General features: G+C 69.6%; 4 protein-coding genes and 2 pseudogenes. 2 read left to right on the top strand and 4 right to left on the bottom strand.

All coding sequences use genetic code 11. The features are described 5' to 3' along the window. Positions 1-329, bottom strand: a pseudogene (locus HUU96_RS10055) (RecX family transcriptional regulator); the annotation flags it as partial. A 73-nt stretch (positions 330-402) separates the two neighbouring features. On the opposite strand from HUU96_RS10055, the gene HUU96_RS10050 reads away from it, so the two are divergent. Next, positions 403-2,139, top strand: a complete 1,737-nt coding sequence (locus HUU96_RS10050) for a fatty acyl-AMP ligase (RefSeq protein ID WP_174292674.1) — start codon at positions 403-405, stop codon at positions 2,137-2,139. A gap of 82 nt (positions 2,140-2,221) precedes the next feature. Then, a complete protein-coding gene (locus HUU96_RS10045) occupies positions 2,222-4,582 on the top strand; it encodes a putative bifunctional diguanylate cyclase/phosphodiesterase (RefSeq protein ID WP_254605172.1) in 2,361 nt (786 codons plus the stop codon). A gap of 7 nt (positions 4,583-4,589) precedes the next feature. Here HUU96_RS10045 and HUU96_RS10040 read toward each other — a convergent pair whose 3' ends face one another. The 3 genes and pseudogenes from HUU96_RS10040 to HUU96_RS10030 form a co-directional block, all read right to left on the bottom strand. Beyond that, complete coding sequence (locus HUU96_RS10040; RefSeq protein ID WP_174292673.1) at positions 4,590-4,934, bottom strand: DUF3140 domain-containing protein; 345 nt, start codon at positions 4,932-4,934, stop codon at positions 4,590-4,592. Between the two features lie 38 nt (positions 4,935-4,972). Then, positions 4,973-5,443, bottom strand: coding sequence for an MAPEG family protein (locus tag HUU96_RS10035; protein ID WP_174292672.1), 471 nt, complete (start codon positions 5,441-5,443; stop codon positions 4,973-4,975). A 49-nt stretch (positions 5,444-5,492) separates the two neighbouring features. Next, positions 5,493-5,806, bottom strand: a pseudogene (locus tag HUU96_RS10030) (hypothetical protein); the annotation flags it as partial.

Below are 5,806 nucleotides of genomic sequence, written 5' to 3'. Positions count from 1 at the left end.
CTGGCATCCTCCTCGGCGATCCCCGCCGCGCGCCAGTCGGCCGCCACCCGCCGCGCGCCGATCCCGCGCCGCGACAGCGCGTTGCCCCGTGCCTCGGCAAAGGCACGGTCGTCGACATAGCCCAGCGCCGCCATCCGCTCCGCCACGGCGGTCGTATCTGCAGGGTCGCCGTCCCAGCCACGCTCGCGTATCTTGCGCGAAAGATAGGCGGCGAGCTTGCCGCGGGTGGTCGCAAACCTCTCGACATAGCGAAGCGCCAGCCGGTCGAGCCCGGCGGCGTCGAGCGGCGGCAGGATGCGGCGTTGGCGATGGGGAGACGGCACGGCCATGTTTGTGCCACAGTGGGAACCGAATTTGAACGCGGGTGCCGCACAAGGCGACAGGAAGGAGCAGGACGCGAGCATGAACCCGACGCCGACCCTCGACGCGCTGCCGCGCCGCTTCGCGGATTTCGCGACGCTGGGTGAGGCGCTCGACTATGCGGCGTCCGGAGCGCGCGGGCTGAACTTCCACGATGCCCGTGGCGGGCTGGCACGGCCCTACCCCTTTGCCGAGCTGCGCACCGACGCCTTGGCCATGGCCTATCGGCTGATCGCCGCTGGCGTGCAGCCGGAGGATCGGATCGCGCTGGTCGCCGAAACCGGCGCGGAGTTCGCTGCCCTGTTCTTCGGCGCGGTCTATGCGGGGGCGTGGCCGGTGCCGCTGCCGCTGCCGACCTCGTTCGGCGGCCGCGACAGCTATATCGAGCAGCTGCGCGTCCAGCTCACCAGCTGCGAGCCGCGGATGCTGGTCTATCCGCCCGAACTGGCCCCGATGACGGCGGAGGCGGCGCGGCTGGTCGGCACGGAGGGGATCGACTGGTCGGAGTTCGGTGCCCGGCCCGCCGTGGAGACGGCGCTGCCCGTCGCCGCCGGCGACGCGATCGCCTATCTGCAATATTCCAGCGGCTCGACGCGCTTTCCCCATGGCGTCGCGATCACCCATCACGCGCTGCTCAACAACCTCGCCGCGCATGGCCATGGCATGAAGGTCGACGGCGCGGACCGCTGCGTCAGCTGGCTGCCCTGGTATCACGACATGGGTCTGGTCGGCTGCTTCCTGTCGCCGATCGCCAACCAGGTCTCGACCGACTACCTCAAGACCGAGGACTTCGCGCGGCGGCCGCTCGCCTGGCTGGATATGATCAGCCGCCACGACGGCACGACGCTCAGCTATTCGCCGACCTTCGGCTATGACATCTGCGCGCGGCGGATGTCGTCGCAGACCAAGGCGTCGGACCGCTTCGACCTGTCGCGCTGGCGCTTGGCGGGCAATGGGGCCGACATGATCCGCCCCGACGTGATGCAGGCGTTCGTCGACGCCTTTGCCGATGCCGGCTTCCAGGCCAGCGCCTTCCTGCCCAGCTACGGCCTGGCGGAGGCGACGCTGGCGGTGACGCTGATGCCACCAGGCGAAGGCATCTGCGTCGAGCTGGTCGAGGAAACCGAGCTGTCCGGCGGGGCCGACCGTACGGATCGCCCGCAGCGCTTCCGCGCGATCGTGAATTGCGGCAAGCCGGTGCGCGACATGACGGTCGAGATCCGCGAGGAGGACGGCACGCCGCTGCCCGAGGGCGCGATCGGCAAGGTGTGGTGCAAGGGGCCGAGCGTCATGGTCGGCTATTTCCGCGATCCGGAGGCGACCGCCGCGTGCATGGCGCCAGACCCTGCCGGCACAGGCTTCTGGCTCGACACCGGCGACATGGGCTATCTATCGAGCGGCTATCTCTACATCGTCGGGCGTGCCAAGGACATGATCATCGTCAACGGCCGCAATCACTGGCCGCAGGACATCGAATGGGCGGTCGAGCAGCTGCCCGGCTTCAAGGCGGGCGACATCGCCGCCTTTGCGATCACCACGCCCAATGGCGAGGAGACGCCCGCCGTGCTCGTCCAGTGCCGCAGCTCCGACGAGGCAGAGCGTAGCCGCCTGCGCGACGAGATCCGCGAGCGGGTGCGCTCGGTGACGGGCATGAACTGCGTCATCGAACTGATCCCGCCGCGCACCCTGCCGCGCACCTCGTCGGGCAAGCTCAGCCGCGCCAAGGCGCGCAACCTCTATCTGGCCGGCGAGATCAAGCCCTACGCGATCGCCGCCTGACCGCTCGCGGCGAGCCGGTTTTTTCGCGTCGGCGGCGCGCCTGAAAACCTTCCGCTAACCAGCCGCGCGGTACGACCATCGCGTGAGCAGTACGTCGCACCCTCCCGCCGTCCAAACCCGCGCCGTGCCGATCGCCGCGCTGATCGGCCTGCACGAGGGCAGCGACCCCACCGAATGGTCGCGCATCCGCGCCACGCAGCTCGCGGCAGGGCGCGGGCTGGCGCTGTTCATGCTGGCGGTGACGACGATCGGCGCGGCGATGACGGTGCTGCTGTTCGCGCCGATCCTGCCCTGGTGGCAGCTGGGTGGCTGGGCGGCACTGACCACTGCCATAGGGGTCGGCGTTGCGGTCAGGCGGCTGTCGGGACATCATCGCAGCGACGGCTATGCGACCCTGAGCGAAGTGCGCCAGACCGCCCTGGAGGGGATCGCGCTCGCGACCGCCTGGTCGATCCCGCCGCTGCTGTTCGGCGCACAGGCGGGGTCTGGCGCGGCCTATGGCCTGTGGATGATCCTGTCGCTGCTGATGACCACGGCGGCGGTCGGCATGGCCCCGCTGGCGCTGCCGACGCTGATCTTCATCGGCGGCGTCGGGCTGTCGGTGACGGTCAAGCTGCTCCTCGCGCATGGGGCTGCGCCGGCCGGTGCCACGATCCTGTTCACACTGCTGCTGATGGTCGCCTGTCTCGACCGCGCCCGCTCGCTGGTCGTGCTGCGCGCCAACGAGCTGACGCTCGGCGAGCGCGACGAGACGGTCAGCCTGCTGCTCCGCGAGTTCGAGGATGCAGGGGCGGACTGGCTGTGGGAGACCGACGGCGCACGCCGCATCGTCCGGGCATCGCCGCGCTTCGCCCTCGCGTGCGGGCTGGACCTGGTGACGATCGAGGCCATGCCGTTCCTGCGGGTGCTGGCCGGCCCCGCCTGGGAATCGGGCAACTTCGCCGCGGGGCTGCGCCTGCTGGCGGACAAGATGAAGGCGCGCGAAAGCTTCCGTGACCTGCGCCTGCCGGTCACCGTCGATGGCGAGGAACGCTGGTGGGAGCTGGCTGCCAGCCCCCGCTACGACGAGCGCGGCGGGTTTTGCGGGTTTCGCGGCGTCGGCTCCGACGTCACCGAACAGCGCGCCTCCGCCGACAAGATCAACCGCATGGCCCGCTTCGATACGCTCACCGGCCTGCCCAACCGCCTTCAGGTCAACGAGACGCTGGTCCGCGCGATGACCGAGGCGGAGAAATGGGGCGGCCGCTGCGCCTTCATGATGATCGACCTCGACCGCTTCAAGGCGGTCAACGACACGCTGGGCCACCCGATCGGCGACCGGCTGCTCGGCCGCGTGTCCGAGCGGCTGAGCCAGTTGATGGACGATGGCGCGCTGTGCGGACGGCTGGGCGGCGACGAGTTCGCGGTCGTGGTGCGCGACGCCCGCGACAGCGAAGCGGTCGAGCGGCTGGCGCAACGCATCATCGAGACGCTGTCGCGGCCCTATGAGGTCGACCAGCACACGCTGCACGTCGGCGCGTCGGTGGGCCTCGCCATCGGCCCGCGCGACGGCCGCACCGCCGAGATGCTGATCCGCTCCGCCGACCTCGCGCTCTACCGCGCCAAGGATGCCGGCCGCGGTGTCTATCGTGCGTATGAGCCGCAGCTCCACGTCCAGGCCGAAGAGCGGCGCGTGCTCGAAATGGCGCTGCGCCAGGCGCTCGACAAGAACGAGATGCACCTCGCCTATCAGCCCGTGGTCAACGCCGACACCGGCCAGCTGACCGGGTTCGAGGCGCTGCTGCGCTGGACCAGCCCGCAATTCGGCTCGGTCTCGCCGGCCAAGTTCATCCCGCTGGCCGAGGAGGCGCGGCTGATCGCGCCGATCGGCGAATGGGTGGTGCGAACCGCCTGCGCCGAGGCAGCACGCTGGCAGGGCAATGCCCGCGTCGCGGTCAACGTCTCCCCCGATCAGCTTGGCAACCCGCAATTCGTGACGATCGTCGCCTCGGCGCTCGCCAACAGCGGCCTGCCCGCGGAGCGGCTCGAACTCGAAGTCACCGAAAGCGTGTTCATGCACGAAGGGCTGGGCGCGACCAAGGTACTGGAGCGGGTGCTGGCGCTGGGCGTCAGGCTGAGCCTAGACGATTTCGGGACAGGCTACTCGTCGCTCGGCTATCTCAGCCGCACCAAATTCTCGTCGATCAAGATCGACCGCAGCTTCGTCCAGGGTGCCAGCAAGGGCGTGCGCGAGGCGATCGCGATCATCCGCGCGGTCGTCGCGCTCGCCAAGAGCCTGGGCATGGCGACCACCGCCGAGGGCGTCGAGACCGAGGCCGAGCACCGCATGGTCCAGGAGTTGGGCTGCACCAAGGTGCAGGGCTATTTCTTCGGCCGCCCGCTGCCCGTCGAAGAGGCCCGCGCGCTCGCCAATCGCCGCTGGGACGACGCCGCCGCGGCGTGAGGCCGCCTCACTTCAGCGGGTCATGGCCCCAGTTCATCAGCGAATACCGCCAGTCGCTATGCTCCTTGTCCTTGGCGGGGCCACCCTGCGCCGAGTGGCGGTGGATATAGCCGAGCACCTTGGTCATATGGGCATAGTCGTCGTCGGAGAGGTCGGCCTTCTTCTTGTGCTTCAGCTCGACGATCCGGCGGCCTGACTCATGGCCGACGCTTTCGCCGTCACCCTTGCCGTCGGCGCCCTTCCAGCCGACGCGCTTGCTGTCCTCGGTGTCGAGCCACTTCTCCAGCGCCGCCGGGGTCATGTTCACCGCCTCGTTGAACTCGCGGTGGGTCTGCTCGTGATCGTCGGCCATGCCGCTCTCCCTTCTCGCCGTCCAACGACGGCGCGCGGTCAGAGTTGCGCGCCGATCGTGTTCATCGCGTGATGATAGGCGACCGCCGCCGCGACCATGTCGACGAAGAAGCCGACCCACATGATCGCCAGGATCACCACTCCGGCGAGGAAGGCGAAGAAGCGCGGCGGCACCCGCCGTATGACGATGTGGAGGTAGCTATGGCCGAACCGCGTCAGCACGAACAGCCAGGCCAGCACCACCTGCACCACCCCCGCCGAGCGCGTGATCAGCAGCAGCGGCACCAGCGCGACGAACAGCAGCGGCAGCTCGAACAGGCTGGCGAAATTGTTGGCGGGCAGGTCGACCGGCGCGAAATAGCTGTCGGCGGCGGCGCGACTGACGAAGTCGCCGGCACCGGGCGGCACCCGCTGCATATGCGCGGTCCGCCGGACCATCATGGTCACGGCGATCACGAAGACCAGCAGCACCAGCGCGAAGGTCGGCCACAGGATGTTGAGCAGGATCATCGGTTTAACTCCCTTTGACCGTCAGCATGGCCGCCGCCGGCACGCTTGGCTAGCCCAGCATCCCGATATAGCTCTGCGGCGGCAACGGCAGGGTCATGCGCGCGAGGAGACCGGCGGCGGCCACCAGCAAGACCGCGCCGCCGCCGAGCGCGACCAGCCGGCGCGACGGCGGCCGGTCTCCCCAGAGCAAAGCGACGGCGATCGCGGTCGCGATCATCGGCCAGAGATGATAGCGCAGGTCCGACGCGATCGAGAGAACCGCGAAGCTCGCCTCCAGGCAGAGCGCCGAGCCCAGCAGCGCCACCGCCATGTCGCGCGCGGCGGCGAAGGGCCGGCGCAGCGCCGCCGCCAACGCCGCGACGG

The sequence above is a fragment of the Sphingomonas bacterium genome (genome assembly GCF_903644135.1).
In the GTDB taxonomy this organism is placed as follows: domain Bacteria; phylum Pseudomonadota; class Alphaproteobacteria; order Sphingomonadales; family Sphingomonadaceae; genus Sphingomonas.
The sequence above is the reverse complement of the archived record's forward strand: the minus strand, read 5'-3'. Positions and strand labels throughout refer to the sequence as shown.

Excerpts from the sequence above, each read along its gene's own strand:
- HUU96_RS10050 (WP_174292674.1), top strand. The coding sequence starts at position 403 with ATGAACCCGACGCCGACCCTCGACGCGCTGCCGCGCCGCTTCGCGGAT.
- HUU96_RS10040 (WP_174292673.1), bottom strand. The coding sequence starts at position 4,934 with ATGGCCGACGATCACGAGCAGACCCACCGCGAGTTCAACGAGGCGGTG.
- HUU96_RS10035 (WP_174292672.1), bottom strand. The coding sequence starts at position 5,443 with ATGATCCTGCTCAACATCCTGTGGCCGACCTTCGCGCTGGTGCTGCTG.